The organism is Terrisporobacter vanillatitrophus, assembly GCF_051148895.1.
Taxonomy (GTDB): Bacteria; Bacillota; Clostridia; order Peptostreptococcales; family Peptostreptococcaceae; genus Terrisporobacter; species Terrisporobacter vanillatitrophus.
This window is the reverse complement of record NZ_CP154625.1, coordinates 817,336-833,826: the sequence shown is the minus strand read 5'-3', so window position 1 is coordinate 833,826 and position 16,491 is coordinate 817,336. Positions and strand designations below refer to the sequence as shown.

Annotated in this window: 15 protein-coding genes; 2 read left to right on the top strand and 13 right to left on the bottom strand. The window is 27.8% G+C overall.

Annotated elements, in window-relative coordinates:
- Positions 1-12 precede the first annotated feature (12 nt).
- The 4 genes from pduB to TVTCOM_RS04200 all read right to left on the bottom strand — a co-directional run bounded on the left by pduB (position 13) and on the right by TVTCOM_RS04200 (position 3,827).
- Positions 13-831, bottom strand: a complete 819-nt coding sequence (pduB, locus tag TVTCOM_RS04215; protein ID WP_434798605.1) for a propanediol utilization microcompartment protein PduB — start codon at positions 829-831, stop codon at positions 13-15.
- A gap of 48 nt (positions 832-879) precedes the next feature.
- A complete protein-coding gene (locus TVTCOM_RS04210) occupies positions 880-1,158 on the bottom strand; it encodes a BMC domain-containing protein (RefSeq protein ID WP_434798604.1) in 279 nt (92 codons plus the stop codon).
- A gap of 367 nt (positions 1,159-1,525) precedes the next feature.
- Positions 1,526-2,596: a response regulator gene (locus TVTCOM_RS04205; protein ID WP_434798603.1), complete on the bottom strand. Its 1,071-nt coding sequence runs from the start codon at positions 2,594-2,596 to the stop codon at positions 1,526-1,528.
- On the bottom strand, positions 2,589-3,827 hold the full coding sequence (locus TVTCOM_RS04200) for a sensor histidine kinase (protein ID WP_434798602.1): 1,239 nt from the start codon (positions 3,825-3,827) through the stop codon (positions 2,589-2,591). Before TVTCOM_RS04200 ends, TVTCOM_RS04205 begins: the two co-directional genes overlap by 8 nt.
- Before the next feature lie 310 nt (positions 3,828-4,137).
- On the opposite strand from TVTCOM_RS04200, the gene TVTCOM_RS04195 reads away from it, so the two are divergent.
- Together TVTCOM_RS04195 and TVTCOM_RS04190 are read left to right on the top strand one after the other, a co-directional pair.
- The gene (locus TVTCOM_RS04195) at positions 4,138-4,872 is read left to right on the top strand and encodes a hypothetical protein (RefSeq protein WP_434798601.1); all 735 of its coding nucleotides are present in this window, start codon (positions 4,138-4,140) and stop codon (positions 4,870-4,872) included.
- Between the two features lie 177 nt (positions 4,873-5,049).
- A complete protein-coding gene (locus TVTCOM_RS04190; protein ID WP_434798600.1) occupies positions 5,050-5,985 on the top strand; it encodes an alpha/beta hydrolase in 936 nt (311 codons plus the stop codon).
- A 127-nt stretch (positions 5,986-6,112) separates the two neighbouring features.
- Here the strand turns inward: TVTCOM_RS04190 and TVTCOM_RS04185 are convergent, their stop codons facing one another.
- From TVTCOM_RS04185 to TVTCOM_RS04145, 9 genes are all read right to left on the bottom strand, one after another.
- Positions 6,113-7,891: an aminopeptidase P family protein gene (locus tag TVTCOM_RS04185; protein ID WP_434798599.1), complete on the bottom strand. Its 1,779-nt coding sequence runs from the start codon at positions 7,889-7,891 to the stop codon at positions 6,113-6,115.
- A 15-nt stretch (positions 7,892-7,906) separates the two neighbouring features.
- Positions 7,907-8,467, bottom strand: coding sequence for an NUDIX hydrolase (locus tag TVTCOM_RS04180; protein WP_434798598.1), 561 nt, complete (start codon positions 8,465-8,467; stop codon positions 7,907-7,909).
- A 119-nt stretch (positions 8,468-8,586) separates the two neighbouring features.
- Positions 8,587-9,273: an ABC transporter ATP-binding protein gene (locus tag TVTCOM_RS04175; RefSeq protein ID WP_434798597.1), complete on the bottom strand. Its 687-nt coding sequence runs from the start codon at positions 9,271-9,273 to the stop codon at positions 8,587-8,589.
- Positions 9,261-10,043 (bottom strand): ABC transporter permease, encoded by a 783-nt coding sequence (locus TVTCOM_RS04170; protein ID WP_434798596.1) that lies wholly within the window; start codon positions 10,041-10,043, stop codon positions 9,261-9,263. Before TVTCOM_RS04170 ends, TVTCOM_RS04175 begins: the two co-directional genes overlap by 13 nt.
- 130 nt (positions 10,044-10,173) lie before the next feature.
- Positions 10,174-10,833: a hypothetical protein gene (locus TVTCOM_RS04165; protein WP_434798595.1), complete on the bottom strand. Its 660-nt coding sequence runs from the start codon at positions 10,831-10,833 to the stop codon at positions 10,174-10,176.
- Between the two features lie 12 nt (positions 10,834-10,845).
- Complete coding sequence (locus TVTCOM_RS04160) at positions 10,846-11,481, bottom strand: hypothetical protein (protein ID WP_434798594.1); 636 nt, start codon at positions 11,479-11,481, stop codon at positions 10,846-10,848.
- A gap of 5 nt (positions 11,482-11,486) precedes the next feature.
- Complete coding sequence (locus tag TVTCOM_RS04155; RefSeq protein WP_434798593.1) at positions 11,487-13,325, bottom strand: hypothetical protein; 1,839 nt, start codon at positions 13,323-13,325, stop codon at positions 11,487-11,489.
- A gap of 236 nt (positions 13,326-13,561) precedes the next feature.
- Entirely contained in the window at positions 13,562-14,725 is a 1,164-nt protein-coding gene (locus tag TVTCOM_RS04150) for a SpoIIE family protein phosphatase (protein ID WP_434798592.1), read from the bottom strand.
- Complete coding sequence (locus tag TVTCOM_RS04145; RefSeq protein ID WP_434798591.1) at positions 14,725-16,437, bottom strand: [Fe-Fe] hydrogenase large subunit C-terminal domain-containing protein; 1,713 nt, start codon at positions 16,435-16,437, stop codon at positions 14,725-14,727. The genes TVTCOM_RS04150 and TVTCOM_RS04145 overlap by 1 nt, the downstream gene beginning before the upstream one ends.
- Positions 16,438-16,491 lie beyond the last annotated feature (54 nt).

The window sequence follows — 16,491 nt, the reverse complement described above, 5'->3', positions numbered from 1 at the left end:
AAAACCTATTTTTTATATATAAGGTACTGTACTTGATTGTGGAATTGTTCCATCTAAAGTTCCTAGAACTTTTTTACCAACTTCTCTTGCTGCTATTATAGCTTGTCTAACTGCCCCAGAATCCCCTGAGAAAGTTAATATAACTTCGTTAGAGTAGCTTGTTCCACCGTTTCCTGGGCTAGAATAGCCTACTACATCTACGTTTGCAGCTTTTACAGCAGTATCAGCTAATAATACACCTATAGCTGCAGGTGCACCAACAGTTATACCAAAGGATTTCCCTATAGGTGCTCCAAATGCTTTATTTAATGCATAACTTGCTCTAGCAGTATATTGGAATTCTAAGTGTCCTGCACTACTTCCATATACATCACCGAAAGTTTTATCTAATTCTTTTAAAGTAACTTCTACTGCACGTCTTGCATCAGAAACATCTTCTGCTCCAAATATAATTAAAGAACCATGTCCTGCTCCACCTTCAGTATCTCTTGGAAGTTCTATTAATACTATTTCACTATTAGTTGCTTTTACAGCTTCATCTGCAGCAAATATATGAGGTCCAGCTCCAGTTCTTGCTCCAACTATACCTATTGATCTATACTTAGGATCAATTTTCATAGCTTCGTGTACATTTCTGTCTACGTTGGCTATTACAAGTCCTATTGTATTTCCTATTGCAGTACCAACAAATTCAGTTAAACCACAAGTATTTCCACAAGAAACAGCTTCCTCTTGTGGTGCTACAACTTCTTCAACCTTAGCTTCAGCTGGCGCATCATTCATTTTTTTCATTACTTCTCCCATTATTTTTTGCATTAAATCTTCATTCATTTTTTTACCCCCTTAACCTTATTTCTGTAAATTCAGTACCTTTAATTTTTAAACTCCACTCGGTAAAATTTTCTCAACATCTGTATGTGGTCTTGGTATTACATGAATTGAGACAACTTTTCCAACTTTTTCAGCAGCAACTGCTCCTGCATCTACTGATGCTTTAACAGCTCCAACATCTCCTCTTACCATTACTGTTACTAATCCAGAACCTATTTTTTCATATCCGATTAGTGTTACATTTGCTGACTTAACCATTGCATCTGCTGCTTCAATTGCACCTACTAACCCTTGAGTTTCTATCATTCCTAGTGCTTCTCGTTGCATAACTACCTCCTCTCCTAGGCTTTTAAAGCCTAAGATTTTAATTATTAACTTAACTTTTTGTATATCTCATTAATATTTTAAGATATTACTTAGGTTACATAGTTAACCTCTTAGTGTATATTTTCACTATATTATGTATACAAATAGGTCAATAACTTAGTCTCCTTATAAAATATCCTTTCATAATAGACCTCATTTCTATATCTTTTTAAGCTCCATATGATACTTTATTAATAAGAGAAATGTTTGTACAAAAATTTATCTTATTAATAAGTCACTATGATAATAAATCACTTTATTTTGCATAAACATGAGTCTAATTTTCCCACAAAAAAATAGCCAAGCATAAGCTTAGCTATTTGAGAATTTATTTAGTTATAATATTTTTATTTTCTATTAAATATTTTTCTCTATATTCACTAGGTGTAATTCCAACCTTCTTTTTAAAGACTTTACTAAAATAGTTAGGCTGAGTATAAGACAATTCTATTGATATATTAACAATAGGTATATCTTCGTCTACCAACATTTCTTTTGCCATCTCAATCTTTTTGTCTGTAATAAATGTTACAAAATTTACACCTACCTGCTTTTTAAATATTTTACTCAAATAATGAGGAGTAATATTTATATGTTTAGCTACCTCTTCTAAGGTTATATTTCTCTTAATATTTCTATCAACATAAGCAATTGCATCTTTTATATATGAATTAAAACTATAATTAATCTCTTCATAGTTATTGTCAAATATCTTATTATATATTTTAACAAATTCTTCTATGACTAGATTTTTATCTTTATGTATATATAAATTTTCTTTAAGGTTATCTATACCTTTTTTTGTAGTTTTCCCTATAAATATATTAGCCTTTTTACTCATATATTCAATTTGATCCGTAATACCTATGATTTCACTTCTATGATAATTTGTATCTTCATAAGAATACAAATAATTTATATATTCTTTAGTTATTTTAATAGTCTCTTTTTGTTGTCCTTTAACGAAGCTTTTACTTATTTTTTTTAAGTAATTTTGTTGTTCTTGAATACGTTGTTTATCATCTTTACTATCTAATTTAACATATTTATTTAGTAATTTAATAATATGATCTAAGTCTATAGGTTTAACTAAGTATTCATTTATGTTTAATTCTAATATTTTTTCACTTAATCTGCCGTCATAATCACCTGTAGTAATAATTATTGGAATATCATTGTATTTTATTCTTAGGTATTTGCATATTTCTATACCTTTTATACCAGGAATATTCAAATCAATTATTCCTAAATCTATATTTTCCATATCAATAATACTCTTAGCTTTTATACCGTCTTCAGCTTGAATTACATTTATATTATTTTTAAATTCTTTGCATATTACTAAATTCATTACATATCTTGATAAATATTCATCTTCAACAATTAAAATATTATACACTTATTTCACCCTCATTCATAGGTAACCTTAACTTAATAAGTAACCCTTCTCCTTTCATATTTGAACTATACATTTTAAGTTTATAATCTTTTCCATATAAATAAATCAATCTTTTATTAATATTATTTAGTCCAATGCATTCTCTTTTATCTCTATATTCTGATCCATCTAATATACTTTGTATCTTTTTCTCTGAAATTCCATCGCCGTTATCCCAAATATCAATTATAAAATCCTTATCTTCTTTATATCCTTTAATATTTAGATATCCACCTTCTATTTTCTTTTCTACAACATATTTTATAAAATTCTCTACAATAGGTTGTAGCAACATAAATGGGCATTTAATATGATAATATTCTGTATCTATATCAATTTTATATCCAATCTTCTTCATAAACCTAATTGTTTGAATTTTCATGTAATTTTCCACATAATTAATTTCTTCTTCTAAATATGTAATATTGGAATCATCTTTCCTTAATGTATATTTAATCATATCTGAAAAGTTATAAATAAGAGTTTGGGTTCTCTTTGCATTTTCAATATATGCTAAGTTTTGTATTGTATTTAAAGCATTAAACATAAAATGTGGATTTACCTGATATTGCAACGCTTTTAGCTCTGCTTCTTTCAAGGCTTTTTCCAACTTAATACTTTTATTTTCTTCTTCCATTAATTTAGTAGTTTTATTATTCAATTCTTTTTTAATCATGCTTAAATACTCATGATCAACCATATATTTTGATATTTGATAAATTAAATTTGCTGCATATTCAACATCTTCATAAGTTTTTGTTGAAATTTCATTATACTTTTGATTTAATTCATCTCCGCTCCATTTTGACATTTTACCAAATGTTCCAATTCTATCGTCATCCTCATTTTCTATTTTAACTTGTCCTCCCATTATTGCTCCTACATAATTATTTTCTATTACTATAGGAACAGAAAAATCAAATAACCCTGCATGGCACTTATATATGTGTGGCTTTCTATTAATTAATGATTGTATACCACCATAGGCATCACACTTATAACACTTTTCTCTAAGATTTTCATCTAATCTTATTTTGCTACAAAAATCAGTGAAATTACTTGGATTTGTAATAGGCTTACCTTCATAATCTACTGTTATTGCAGCTACATGGGTTGCTTTTGCAAATATATCTTGTATATTTTGCAAAATATTTATGTCTATTAATTTAGTTAATTGTATATTGCTAAACATAGAATCCCCCCTATTTAATTTTAGAATAACGCAAAAAAATAACATTCAAAATCTTTACATAATATTTTATCATTGTATCTTTAACATATTTTATATCTTTTATTATACTGCCTTTAATGTAAGTTTATCATAACTACTTAACAACAGTAATTTTTTCTGACTATTAAATAATTACCTTTTGATTAAAATTTTATCATATTAATATATTTATTTTTTGTATCAATAAAAAAACTTAATTTATGCTACTATAATATTAACTTATTTAACTTTTTGTATAAAAATATGAATTTTTAAAGGGAGAATATTTACTATGAGTGAGTTATTTATTGTAATATTTGCTACTATTGGCTTGGGATTATATCAATTTTTAAAATATATTTTATATAATTCACCTAAGGCTTACATAGGACAAATTATATTTATTATCCTTATTTTGATAATTCTTTTAAAGCATTTTTATTTAAAAATAAGATTTAGAAAGGTTCTTAAAAAACTACAAGTAGATTATTTTGATTTTAAATTTTATAAAACATGTAATAATTTATTTAATAAAATCTCTTATGTGATTAGTGCATTTTTATATAACACAATTTCTGAGTATAAATTTACTATTAAAGATTTTAGTATTAATAAAAATTATAATAGGGATAATAGCGATACTGAATACTACTTAAAACTAAGATTGCGTTGGTATTCATACATAAGATTCACTTCAACTCGTATGAAAATAGCATTAAGAAAAGCTGATAATTTTGCATTTAGTCAACAACTTTCCATATTAGAAAAAAGTTTTACTCCTGAGGAAAAATCAATTTATCTTAAATTTCAGTCTGATGTAAATAATTTATCTGTCTCCAAAATTTCCATATATTCTCTAAGTAATATTGAGAATTATAAAGATATAAATTATATTTACAAATACAATCTCGTTAAAATATACAATAATAATATCCAGTTAGATCAAAACATTAAGAATTATAACTTTATGGCTAAAAAATTTGAGCAATATAATAATGATATTCGTTCATATAAAAGGCTGAAATAACAAGTTACTCTAACACTTCTTTTTTCCATCTTTCTTAAACTCAACATAAATATCTTTAACCCCTATAAAAAAATATAATTTAATTACATATATTATCACTTATACCAAATGATACTACGTCAAAATCCAGCCAATATATGATAATATATTTCTTAAATCTTTATGGGGGGATTATGTATGAAAAGAATTAAGAAAATAATAATAGCCCCTTTGCTTATCTTGTTGATTGGAGGCATAGGGGTTAGTTCTTTGGTAGGAATATTGTTTTATAATTTAGCAGTAAATGCAAATTATTCAAAAGATATAGTATATGCAGATCATAATGATGATAAATTACGAGATGATGAAAAATGGCTTGAGGAAGAATCTAATTATAGTGAAAATTATAGTGAATCTTATGATAACTTAAATTTGCATGCTTATATAGTAAATCAGAATAATAATACTGATAAATGGGCAATTGTTGTACATGGTTATGGTGGCAGCGGCAAATTAATGAGTGATAAAGCAAAATATTTTTATAAAATGGGATATAATGTGTTGATTCCAGATTTAAGAGGTCATGGAAAAAGCGAAGGTGAATATATTGGTATGGGATGGAAAGATAGACTAGATATAATAAGTTGGATTAATTTTATAATTAAAAATAATTCAAATTCTAAAATAGTTCTTCACGGTACTTCTATGGGAGCTGCCACAGTTTTAATGGCTTCAGGAGAGGACTTACCTTCAAATGTAAAAGCTATTGTAGCTGATAGTGCTTATACATCCGTTTGGGATGAATTTAGTTATCAATTAGAAACTTATTTAAAAGTACCCGCTTCTTATGTTCTAAATGTTACTAATATTGTTACTAAGTTAAAAGCTGGATATTCTTTTAAAGAAGCCTCTGCATTAGATGCAGTAAAAAAATCTACCGTACCTATTCTTTATATTCATGGAGATAATGATAAATTTGTTCCTTATTCTATGATGGATAAGTTATATAATGCCACTAGTTCTCCAAAGGAAAAATTAACTGTTGAAAATGCTAAACATTCAAACTCAGATTTAATTGCACCTTATCTTTATTGGCTTACAGTAAATGATTTTGTAGAAAAGTATATTCCTTAATTGTTAATTCAAATTATATTTATTCACAAATCAAATAAATTATAAATTCTATGTATCTAAAAAAATAAGTCTCTAATTAAAGAGACTTATTTTTATTAAAATCAAAATTCAATTTATCTAGAGAACACTATATAGCTCTAGTGTATTCTTTTAACCATTCAGCTTCTTCATCAGTTAAGAATGGACTAACTGTATCAAATACCATTTTGTGATATTCATTTAAGTATACTTTGTCATCTTCTTTCATAAGATCAACATTTATAGCATCTAAATCTATTGGAGCTATTGTTATTGGTTCAAATTCCATAAATTGACCATATTCGTTTTTAACACCTTTTTTGCAAAGCATTTCATTTTCTAATCTTATTCCATGAGAACCAGCTTTGTAGAATCCTGGCTCATTAGTAGTTATCATACCTTCTTCTAATGTAGCTAAGTTTCTGTTGTCCCATCTGAAACCGTTTGGAGCTTCGTGAACATTTAGTACATGACCTATACCATGTCCTGTTCCGTGGTTGTAGTTAAGTCCTTGTTCCCACATGATTCCTCTAGCTAATATATCTAAATAGTATCCATTTGCACCATATAAGAATTTAGCCCCAGATAATCTAATCATAGCCCTAGCAACTGATGTAAAGTTAGATTTTTCTTCTTCTGTAAGTGGTCCTACAGCAAAAGTTCTAGTTATGTCAGTTGTACCATCGAAGTATTGCCCACCTGAATCTAATAAGAATAATCCTTTTGGTTCTAAAGTAGTATTACTTTCCTCATTAGCACTGTAGTGAACTATTGCTCCATTAGCTCCATATCCAGCTATAGAGGCGAAACTTGGCTCTATAAATCCACCTTGTTCTTTTCTAAGTTCAGTCATTTTATCTGCTGCACTTATTTCAGTTATTTCTATTTTTCCTATGTTATTTTTTAACCAGTACATAAACTTAGTTACAGCAACGCCATCTCTTATATGAGCTTGTTTAGTATTTTCTATTTCCACAGGATTTTTTTCTGCCTTAAATATAGTTGAAGGGTTCATAGCATTAACTACTTTTACACCTTCAGGTATATTTTTTAATATTGTGTAGTTTATTTTGTTATTATCAACTAAAACTACATCTTCTTTTTCTATAGTTTTAACAAACTCATCTATTTGGAAGTATCCTTTTATTTCAACTACTTCTTCACCAAAGCTTGCTTTTATTTCATCATTTAATTTATTTTCATCAACAAATAATATAGCTTTATCTAAAGTAACTACTGCATAAGAAAGTACAACTGGATTATATTTAACATCTCCACCTCTTACATTGAATAACCAAGCTATATCATCTAAGCTTGTTAATATATGAGTTGTTGCTCCAGAGTCTTGCATAGCTTTTCTAACTCTAGCTATTTTACTTGTGAAATCTTCTCCACTGTATTTAACATCTAATAAAAATGCTTTTGCATCAGATAAAGCTGATCTATCTTTCCATACTTCATCTAATAAGTCACCTTCATAAGATATAGTTATATTTTTCTTAGCTAAACTTGATTCTAATTCAGCACCCATTGCTGCACTTATAGCTCTTCCATCAAATCCTATTTTAGACCCTTCTGGAACTTCATTTTCTATGTATTCAAAAGTTGTAGGAACGTTTTCTTCCCCCATTTTATAAAGTTCAACACAAGAAGTTGATAATTCTTTTTCAGCTTGTAAGAAATATCTTCCGTCTGTCCAAAGTATAGCTTTTTCTGGAGTTATTACTACAGTACCAGCTGAACCAGTAAATCCTGATATAAATTGTCTTCCTTTAAAGAATTCTCCAACATACTCACTTTGATGATAATCTGCTGATGGAATTATGTAAGCAAATATGCCTTTTTCTTTCATCACACTTCTTAATTTTGAAATTCTGTCATTAATCATATTAAACCACCTTCACTATTTTAAATCTTTTAGCTTCTTATTAAGTTTGCCATAGATTTTTTTCATATAGGGTTCATCACTAGCTTCAACTGCTTTATCTAAGTCAAACCATTTGACTCCACTATTTTCATCGGCTTTAATGTGTGTCACTTCATTTTCATCAGCACAAAGTAAATAAGTAATATTTAGATGCATGTGAGATGCCACATATTTACCTTTTTTCATATGACCATCTACTCCAAGAACTTCTAAAGAAAAAATTTCCTCAGATAAAGGTGTTACATTTTTAAGTCCAGTTTCTTCTTTTGCTTCTTTCAACGAAACATAAAGTAAGTCCTCATCACCATCAGCATGTCCACCAGTCCATGACCACGAGTCATAAATGTTATGATAAATCATCAACACTTTTGTTTTATCTTTATTTACTATCCAGCAAGATGAAGTAAAGTGACCTATCTCATTATTTCTAGTAAGCACATCATCAAAAGTATTAATATATTTTATCATTATTTCCTTATCTTTTTCTTCTTCACAGTTGTATGGTAGATAATTTTCTATTTTTCTTCTTAAATCCATATTTACCTCCCCATTAATAATGACCCTATTTCAAATTCTATAATATTATTTATTAATAATCAACAGTCTAATTCTATTAAAATAATATTTTTACTTAAAGGTTACTAGTATAAATTTTTCTAAATTACATTATATATTTCTTCTTTTGTAATTTTTTTACTCATAAATATCTTCTTAATCTCAATTGGTGAATTGCCAAATACATAAATTTTATCCGACAATAAAAGTGCTTCTTCTATATCATGAGTTACAAATAATACTGTTCTTTCTTCTCTTTCTAATATTTCTTTAAAATTATTCATTATTATTTCTTTATTAATAACATCAATAGATTTAAAAGGCTCATCCATTATGATAATTTTCGAAGGATAAATAAAAGCTCTTGCAATATTCACCCTTTGTCTAAGCCCTCCACTTAACATTTGAGGATAATAATTTTTATATTCCTTTATTCCTACTAAATCCAGATATTTATCGCATAGCTCTTCAGATGTTTTTTTATTATAAAGTTTTTTTACTACAAGTGTAATATTCTCGCCTACTGTTAACCAGTTAATTAACCTATCATCTTGAAATATGTAACTTACTCCATACTTTTCTATTGTTTCAAAATCATTTTTATCATTAGGTATTATTCCACTAATTATATTTAGTAATGTACTTTTGCCACATCCTGATTTCCCAATAATACAATTAACTTCATTCTTATAAAAATCTATATTAAAATCTTTAAATACGACTTTCTCATTAAATTTTTTATTTATATTTTTAACTGATATCATTTCTTCTTTATTTATCGTCTCCATACAAAAGCTCTCCTTAACAATAATTTTTCAATAAGACTTAATAAGGATGAAATTATTACAATAATTATTATCCAAGCAAAAATAGCAGTAGTATTAAAATTAACTTTCTCGCTTTGGATCATTGCCCCTATCCCATATAAAGGTTGTCCATAAACCTCTCCTGCTATTACAATTTTAAATCCAAGAGAAATAGTTGATGATAAAATTGATATTAATGAAAACTTTATTGCTGGCAAGTATATTTTTAGTATTTTATCTTTTCTACTAATTTTATATAAGTCAGCCATTTCTAAAATTCCCTTGTCTATGTTTTTCATAGATCCTAAAACTGCATCATATAAAACTGGAAATACCATAATAAATACAACAATATATGGAGCACTTTCTTTATTAAACCAAATTAATGTTAAAACTATTAAAACCATGTTGGGTATAGAACTAGCTAGAGATGTTATTGGTGTTAAAAAATTTTTAAATATGTTGAAGCTATAAGAAATTATTCCTAATACAAATGCTACAACTAATGCCATGACAAAACTTAATATGCATCTTGATATGGTTGAAAATACATCTAAGATAAATCTATCTTCTAATGCAATTTCTTTTATACTTGTAAAAACTTGTCCCAATGTAGGTAAGTATATATCATTATTTATTTTAAGAGCTATTATCTCCCATAAAAATAACAGGATAACACAAGAGAGTGCTACCTGTATTTTATTTTTATCTTTAAATAATTTTATTTTATTATTTGTGGCAAATTGACTCATCTAGAACTGTTCCCCCTGCAGTTTTATTGTAAAAATATAACTCTTCAAAAACGTTTAAAACCTTATTTTCATAGTACTACAATTGGTAGTATTATTCAATAAGGCTTGTTTTATTATGATATTTAGTTATTTATTCTTCAATAGATTTATCTGCTTCTGGACATAAAGCTTCTAGCTTACTATAAAGATTATTATTTTCTATTCCCCATCTTGTCTTATATGGAGCATATTTACATTGAATCATATCCATAGTGACTGTTATTTTTAGATTTTTTCCTTGATAATCCTTAGCATTCACGTCATCGCTTCCGCCTAAAAATTTAATTCCTTCAACTAACTTCGTCGCTTCTGCTGTTGTTACGTAATTCATATAATATAAATAATCGCCATTATTATACCAATAATTATTTTCACCATCAATAAAATCTGTTTTTACATTGTTCGCATATAAAAACTTAATATTTGAAACTGGGAGCGCAGTTTTATTATTTCCATCATGCCAACTCGGTTCTATTTTTACTCTAAGTAAACTAGGCGTAGTGGCATTAGGTTTAATATTAATAGTTTTAGAAATGGTGTCACCAGGTACAATTCCATCTATATTTGCATCTTGTGTATTAACTACAGTTCCTTCTATTTTCCCATCTACAGTTAAAGTATGAGCTACTTTTTTGTCAGTTGCCTCGTCTCTTACAACAAAGTATCCAAATCCAAGTGCTCCTAGTGGTATTAATATACATGCTAATGATATAGCAATTCTCCTCGTTTTTCTTTTATTTCTATTTTCCATTTTAATCTCCCCCTAATTAATAATTATTTTTATTGTGTCATCTTCTTCATAGATTTCATTTTCTTTATTATTAAAATAACTTTCTAAATCAGTATCCTCCATATTCCACTCATACTTATACGCAAAATTATTCACTTGAACAGCTTCCATAACAATATCTATCCCTAACTCTCCACTTCCTAGCATACTTTTATCTTCTTCACTTAAATTAATCTCTATACTTTCAACCATAGGCTTTTCCGTTTCATTTCCCACCTTCAATGGTTTAGTATAATAAATATAATTATCTTCACTAACAAGCCAGCTATCATCATTACCATAATTAATTTTCACAGATGAATTGCTTAAAGTTGTCCCATTATTTTCTTGAATTTTGGGATAAACAAAAACAAAGCCTCTCAGATAAACGTCGCAGCTACCTTCATTTACAAAGTTCAAATCCACATTTTCTAAGTCATCATTCTTCTGAATTTTTATTTTTATCTCCAAGGCTTTATCTTCATAAAGAAAAGTTTCCATAGCATAAAAAACATCCTCTCCATAAACAATAAGAGAGCAAAAAAACACTCCAATAATAATAATTAATAATATTAGTGATTTCTTAATTTTGTTTCTTCTCTTATTTTTTCTTTTCTTACTTCTACTCATATTTATCACCTGTTTATAATGATTTCATCAATATTCCTTTGTGTAAAATAATTATTAGACTTTACATTTGTATTTATTGTTACGGATTTTGTATTATAGCCTATTGCATTTTTTAGTACAAAGCTTTGACTACTAACTGGTTTATATGAAGATGAATTAATCAATGACAATTCATATGTATTATCATAATCTAAATTACAAATAGTATATGATTCATTACTTTTAACTTTAATATTTGATGAATTTGCATCTCCATTTAATTTTAAATAAAAATAATCTTCATTATTTCCATTTACTGTAACAATTAGCCTTCCTTCTAAAGGCTTTACTTGTAATCTATTTGTATTGGTATATTTATAAAAAGTGTGATTATTCAGATAATTCAACTGAAGAATACAATCATAATCTATTTTTTCTTTTAAAGCGTTGTACTCTGTCACAGTATAAACAAACTTATCACTAGTTATAGTCAGCTTGTCCCCTTTTTTTAGATTTGATAATTTAGTAATTGAATAAGGTGTTTTTTCATCATTCAAATATAAACTAACACTATTTTTTATATTAATACCTTTGTATTTAGCATCATTCTTATTTATCTGCAGTACATCACTAACCTTTATTCCACCTTCTTTTACCTCTTTTATGAAATCTATACGAAGATCTAAATTACTATAATCATAAGCACTGCTTTCATTTATAATCTCCACATCAAATAATATTTTCTCGTTATAGGAAAATTTATAATATGAATCTATGTATTCTTTTTCGTTATTTTCCTTTAATAAATATGGCCTAATTTTAACTTTAAATTGAGGACTTTCAATTAGAAATAATGATATTTGGCTTGTCCCACCATTATAATTAAGAACGTCTTCTCCCATTCTACCAAGTTGTCCTATTAATAAAGATATTTTATAATCACTAACTTCTGATTTTATATACTGAGATATATCTCCAACCATTTTATAATAATTATCACTAGCAGTTGATTTTAAAATATTACAATCAATATGCTTATTACGTGTGTGCTGCGACAAAATATTATCCTCTTCTTTATTGCAGTACTTATTATGTTCTGCAGTATTTGTAAGATTGTAATTACCGATAGACTTATCTATTTTATATTTATAAGATTCTGATGATGCTCTGTAATTAATATCTGTTATTTCACCATTAATAAAAACATTTATTAAATCGCAAAACGGTAATATTAGATGACAATTATCTTTACTTTCAATACCTATAACAGGTTGTACTTTTTTTGATTTTATTAATTCCAATTGATCCTTATTTAGTTTAAATTCGCCCTCTAGCATTCTCCACTCTATGGGCGCTTCTCCAGTAAGCTCATATTTTAAAACTTCAACATAACATGGCCATGTTATAATTTTACTTCCTAAATATCCATCTTTCCAAATTGGATTTTCACTACTTTCAAGCCAAGTTTGTATTGTATTATAATTGAATGAGTAAATTGGGTCAGAAGTTCTTACTCTCGTTCTAAGAACTTTATTTCCTTCAATTCTATTTTCATCTTCAGGCTTAAATGAATTTACAGTGCTTACAGTTCTCATTGATTTGTCCCCTGAAGTATAAAGATTAGTAAATATCTCTAATGGATTTAAAGTATCATCAAAGTTAATATTTCTGATATTTTTAAAATCCTCGCTGTTAAGTTTCTTTTCATCCTCCCTTATTTCATTAATTTCTCTCGTCTTAGTCCAATTACCAATTTCAACTCTATCCACCCCCTGAGGAAGAGCATGAATTTTTTTAATGTAAACTAAGTTAATCATTAATAAACACAGGACTACTGCACTTATCTTTAGTAGTTTTCTTATCATTATCACCTCCTAAATAATAGGCGTGCATGGTGCTAATATAATTATGGAGGCCTTGACACTTTTTGAGCTAGCACCACACACATATTAATTTATATTTAGTAAACTTGATTATTATTACTTATTATTTTTAATTTATAAAAAAATTTATTTCTAATTTTGAAATATCTATTACTATATTTAAAAAGTGCTATCTTCAATGATATTAAATCATTAAAAATAGCACTCTTCATATTATTTTAATAGTATTCAACTTCAACAATCTTACCAAGTTTAACTAAAATATTCTTCATTTCATTTAAAACATAAAGTCTCGCACTTAAATCATCTGGTATATCCAACATCATATTTTCAGGATTTATACATCTTCCTATTATCATTTTTATATGAATACAATCTTCATACAATATTTTAGACAATAATGTGGCCCCATCATTTTTTTTATGTAAAAAACTATCATCATTAGTAGTTAATAATCGTCTTAATATTTCACATGATTTTCTTAGTGTTAATACTCCCTCTGTTACCAAATCGATTCCTTCTATATGTGCTATTGGTGGCACATCTTCATCTATAATGTCTGTACTAGATTTGTATTTTACGTTTAACTCTCTAGCAACAATATTTGCAGTAGTTCCACCACAAACTATTTTCTTTCCTGCACTTCCCATCATTTTATATACAACTTCTTTATCCTTATTTTTATTAATAGGTGGCCCAGAAAATAAAACTGCATTGCTATCATGGCTTACCTTTATAGTAGCTACAGTAGTATCGTCTCCTGGTTCAAAGTAATATAATTGATTGCAGACTCCTAACAAATTGTTTGTAATAGTTTTTGCGTTCATATTCTCATTGGTGAATTTCAACAAATGCTTTGAAATATCTTTCCATTGCCAAGAATAGTTTAAAGTTTTCCTTCCTCCAGCAAATTCCACACCATCGCTAATCAACACTATTCTATCTCTTTCTGTAAGTTGTATCTTACATTCTCTTATTTTTTTACCATGAATTATTATCTCATTCCAATCTAATTTAAGTATGTCTTTTCCTCTCATAAAAAATAATGTAGGATTGTCAAATTCAACAATATAAGCTATACCATCTTTAGCCACTTTTATCATAGTAAAAGTAGAATAAGCTATTTTATTTTGTGAACAAATAGGCAAAGTCTGGCTAACTGTATCAACTACATCTTCTATTCTCATTCCTTCCTTTAGCATGGTAATGGCTATTTTTGATGTAAGAGTTGCTAAAATGTTGGCCTTTACACCACTCCCCATTCCATCAGAAAGTACTGCAATAAATTGTTCGTCATCAGCATAAAACTCAACCTTATCTCCGCATAGCTCTTCTCCATATTTTAATAAGCTTCCATAAGCAAAATCTATATAGTACTTCATTATCTGTGACCCTCTTCCTCAATAAGTTTTTTCAACTTAGTCAAGGTAACTTTTGTTTCTGCAGTTGTTTCTCCAAGAAGACTTGCTATTTCTTGAGCCACCATCATTTGCTTATTTATAACATCTTGAGCCATGTTTATGGAATTTATTTTCATTTTCTGTAATTCTTTTTCCTTATTCTCTTCTTTTGTAATATTATTGGCTATCCATATATAAATTTGATTTTCCTCTAGCCATATAATATTTTGATCTAATACTCCATTGTAGTCTGGAAGTTCTATCTTATCACTAATAATATTTTTTCTTGTATCTCTTGCTTGTTGAAATTTATCTTCATCTAAATACATAATAACAGGCACTCCCCTGGCTTCGTCGTTACTAACTTGAAAGAAGTTTTGTGCTGCTGGATTAAACTCTTCCACACATAAGTCCTTGTCCACTATACCAATTAAATTAGGTGTGGCTGATATAATTACATTTGCCTTATTTTCTGCTTTTTGTCTCATATATAGGACACACATACTAGTATCTGCATACCCATTAAACACTGCCTTGGCTTTATCTCTACATGTTTTATAACCACATGCCTTACAATTTATTTCATCCATTCTTGCAAATTTACCCATAGATTTTAAAATTTCTCTAAGCTCTGTTTCACTAGGCTCTTTTAAAGAAATATATTTAGACTCAAAACTTCTATGTAAATCTATTTTTAATAGTATTTCATCATAAGAATTATCTATTTTATCACTATATAATTTTTCACACTTTTTACTATAAGTCTCTATATTTTTTCTTCTTTCATAAGAGCTAGCTCCATCATCTGCAATTCCAGAACCTCTAAGACAACCACTTTCACAGAAATTCATATCAAATATTACATTGCTTACTCTTTTATTTAGAATTGCCTCTATGGTCTTCTTACAATCATTTGGTCCATCTACAGGTACTACTTCTTTATTTTTACTAGAGTCAAAAAAGTAATCTGTGTTTTCAGATATAAATGGAAAAACCCTATTATAATGACTAATGGCATCAAATGAACTTTCTTCAAAATCTTCAAAATAAATATTTTCTTGTTTTATCCATCTTCTTAGTTCCTCTAGGGTAATCACTGCATCAATGCTATTTTCAAACCTTGATTCATCCTTCTTTCCAAGACAAGGACTTATAAATACAACCTTTACATGTTCTCCGTATTTTTTCTTTATAATTCTTCCATGGCAAGCAAAAGCTGATATAACAGGTATTAAGTTTTCTATTAAATCAGGATAATGTTTTTCTACTAAGTTGATTATGGATGGACAGAGAGTTGTTATATAATTTTTATCATCATCTTTATTAATATATTTAAAATATTCATCTATTATAGGCTGAGCTGCTACTAATGTTTCTTCTACATAAGAAAACCCCAAATGTTTTAATAAACCAGGTATTTTATGGCTATTTTCTCCAAAAACAGCTGCAAAACTTGGTGCAATAGAAGCTATCACTGTTTCTTTATTTTTTATATAATGTTTTACAATTGGTACCTGTGATGCACTTAATCTATTTTTTTGTGGGCACGCCAAATAGCATGCATCGCAAACTATACATCTTTCTTCTCTTATTCTTGCTTGTTCATTTTTTATTTCTATGGCATTAACTGGACATACTCTTACACAGGCATAACAATTTTTACAATTTTTCTTACTAAATTTATCAAACCACATAAGTTTTCCCCCTTGATTAATATTACCCTAAAATTATAGCAAACATAAATATAC

Coding starts and splice junctions, on each gene's coding strand:
- TVTCOM_RS04200 (WP_434798602.1), bottom strand. CDS start 3,827: ATGTTTAGCAATATACAATTAACTAAATTAATAGACATAAATATTTTG.
- pduB (WP_434798605.1), bottom strand. CDS start 831: ATGAATGAAGATTTAATGCAAAAAATAATGGGAGAAGTAATGAAAAAA.
- TVTCOM_RS04195 (WP_434798601.1), top strand. CDS start 4,138: ATGAGTGAGTTATTTATTGTAATATTTGCTACTATTGGCTTGGGATTA.
- TVTCOM_RS04180 (WP_434798598.1), bottom strand. CDS start 8,467: ATGGATTTAAGAAGAAAAATAGAAAATTATCTACCATACAACTGTGAA.
- TVTCOM_RS04190 (WP_434798600.1), top strand. CDS start 5,050: ATGAAAAGAATTAAGAAAATAATAATAGCCCCTTTGCTTATCTTGTTG.
- TVTCOM_RS04150 (WP_434798592.1), bottom strand. CDS start 14,725: ATGAAGTACTATATAGATTTTGCTTATGGAAGCTTATTAAAATATGGA.
- TVTCOM_RS04210 (WP_434798604.1), bottom strand. CDS start 1,158: ATGCAACGAGAAGCACTAGGAATGATAGAAACTCAAGGGTTAGTAGGT.
- TVTCOM_RS04145 (WP_434798591.1), bottom strand. CDS start 16,437: ATGTGGTTTGATAAATTTAGTAAGAAAAATTGTAAAAATTGTTATGCC.
- TVTCOM_RS04170 (WP_434798596.1), bottom strand. CDS start 10,043: ATGAGTCAATTTGCCACAAATAATAAAATAAAATTATTTAAAGATAAA.
- TVTCOM_RS04165 (WP_434798595.1), bottom strand. CDS start 10,833: ATGGAAAATAGAAATAAAAGAAAAACGAGGAGAATTGCTATATCATTA.
- TVTCOM_RS04160 (WP_434798594.1), bottom strand. CDS start 11,481: ATGAGTAGAAGTAAGAAAAGAAAAAATAAGAGAAGAAACAAAATTAAG.
- TVTCOM_RS04155 (WP_434798593.1), bottom strand. CDS start 13,325: ATGATAAGAAAACTACTAAAGATAAGTGCAGTAGTCCTGTGTTTATTA.
- TVTCOM_RS04175 (WP_434798597.1), bottom strand. CDS start 9,273: ATGGAGACGATAAATAAAGAAGAAATGATATCAGTTAAAAATATAAAT.
- TVTCOM_RS04185 (WP_434798599.1), bottom strand. CDS start 7,891: ATGATTAATGACAGAATTTCAAAATTAAGAAGTGTGATGAAAGAAAAA.